This window comes from Siminovitchia fortis, from assembly GCF_003605365.2.
GTDB lineage: Bacteria > Bacillota > Bacilli > Bacillales > Bacillaceae_C > Siminovitchia > Siminovitchia fortis.
This window is the reverse complement of the sequence record NZ_QYTU02000087.1, coordinates 1-1,716: the sequence shown is the minus strand read 5'-3', so window position 1 is coordinate 1,716 and position 1,716 is coordinate 1. Positions and strand designations below refer to the sequence as shown.

Annotated in this window: 3 protein-coding genes; 1 reads left to right on the top strand and 2 read right to left on the bottom strand. The window is 37.8% G+C overall.

The window, feature by feature from the left end:
* Positions 1-9: 9 nt before the first annotated feature.
* Together D4N35_RS17700 and D4N35_RS17695 are read right to left on the bottom strand one after the other, a co-directional pair.
* The gene (locus D4N35_RS17700) at positions 10-600 is read right to left on the bottom strand and encodes a pyridoxamine 5'-phosphate oxidase family protein (RefSeq protein WP_120076023.1); all 591 of its coding nucleotides are present in this window, start codon (positions 598-600) and stop codon (positions 10-12) included.
* Between the two features lie 38 nt (positions 601-638).
* Positions 639-842 carry a hypothetical protein gene (locus D4N35_RS17695; protein ID WP_144463750.1) on the bottom strand — a complete coding sequence of 68 codons (204 nt, stop codon included), beginning with the start codon at positions 840-842 and terminating at the stop codon, positions 639-641.
* 357 nt (positions 843-1,199) lie between these two features.
* Here D4N35_RS17695 and D4N35_RS17690 point away from each other — a divergent pair.
* A partial coding sequence (locus D4N35_RS17690) for a lysophospholipid acyltransferase family protein (protein WP_164876425.1) occupies positions 1,200-1,716 on the top strand: 517 nt, incomplete at its 3' end.

Sequence of the window (1,716 nt, the reverse complement as noted above, 5' to 3'; positions counted from 1 at the left end):
CTTGAAAATTTAATGCAACGCTAGTGAAATTTTTGAATGGGCGGATAAAATTTTTGAAGCAGAAGGTAGTGTTTCATTATCCGGCCAAGAATTCGGTTCCCACAAATTTGAGCGTTTAAAGGCTTTGGCACAATGGATAAAACACTCCTCAACTTCTACGCCAATCCCTAAAAGTGGTTTTCGGTCTTTAATTTTCATTTTTTCTAGCAGCCCTTCATCTTTCACTAAAGTTGCCTTTCCATTAATTCTAAGCGTTTCCTCCATACCTGGAATAATAAAAAGAAGACCCACTCCGGGATTTGATAAAATATTACGCATAGAATCGATTCTTCTATTTCCTGGCCTTTCAGGTATAATTAAATGTTTTTCATCCAAGACATGAACAAAACCAGGCTTATCTCCTCTTGGAGAGGCGTCGCAGCAACCAGATTCATCTGCTGTAGAAATAACTAAAAACGGTGATTTAGAAATAAAATCTGAACAATGAGGATCTAAATATGTAATCACCTTATTTTTTACTAATTTACTAGGGAATCCTATAATAGTCCGAAGTCCTTCTTCGGTTTCAATAGTTTGACTGAACTGTTGACTAGATCCCATTCATACCGCTCCTCTTTTTTAGTTTAATGATGACAATCTTACGATCGATTTACACAATAATCCGAATACAAAAAAGAGAGCGAGAATATATGATCATCTTTCATCAAGCGATCAAGCTCCCTCTCTGCTCCGGATAGCTCAAGTATTTTATCCATTAAGATGTTATTTTGTTCCTTTAAATGCTGTATAGCCCCTAATTCGGGAGAAGTCTTTCTATCATTCTTCCAAAACCACTTCATCATGTGCACTCCTCAGTATGTAAATCTACGAACATTCTATCATATTTTGATATTGGCACCTATCCTTTTCCCGCAATTATTGAGAAAACGATATGACCGACTCGTTGATGTGCTAATTTAATGATCGGCTATAATTGGTAGCGATATTTAATCCCTAATGGTAACTTAATCGTCATCTCCAATATTTGTACAGCAAACTGGCATTCAGAGGAGACACTCCGTATGAATGCCAGCCGTTTTTTCCGTTCCGGGTACTAACTTAAAATGGAATTGGTTCCCGAGCCTATAGTTGAATAGTGTTTTCACATTCTATATAATTAGCACCAGGTACTATAACTTGATAACAAACTGGGTGATTTCATGTATAAGGCGGTTTTATTCTTAGCTACCATCGTTATTAAAACGTTGGGTAAAGTGGAAACCAAAAATAAACATCTGCTTCCATCGGAAGGAGGCTATATTTTAACATGCACGCATAAAGGCTGGTTGGATGTGGTTATTCTCGGAATTTGTACGCCGCATCCGATTCATTTTATGGCGAAGCAAGAACTATTTAAAAATAAGTTGATTTCCCTTTTTCTTTCTAAAATCAACGCCTTTCCTGTCAATCGCGAAAATCCATCGCCAAGCAGCGTAAAGACGCCTATTAAGCTATTAAAATCAGGTGAAGTGGTTGGCATTTTTCCGGGCGGAACAAGAACGACGGAAGATGTTTCATTAAAAAGGGGAGCTGTCACCATAGCAAATCTGGCGAAGGTTCCGATCATTCCCGCTGCCTATGAAGGGCCGGCAAATTTAAAAGAATTATGGAAAACAAGGAAAGCCACCATTATTTTTGGAGAACCTTTTTATCTGAAACCTCTCCCCATTAAAATGG

Excerpts from the sequence above, each read along its gene's own strand:
- D4N35_RS17695 (WP_144463750.1), bottom strand. The coding sequence starts at position 842 with ATGATGAAGTGGTTTTGGAAGAATGATAGAAAGACTTCTCCCGAATTA.
- D4N35_RS17700 (WP_120076023.1), bottom strand. The coding sequence starts at position 600 with ATGGGATCTAGTCAACAGTTCAGTCAAACTATTGAAACCGAAGAAGGA.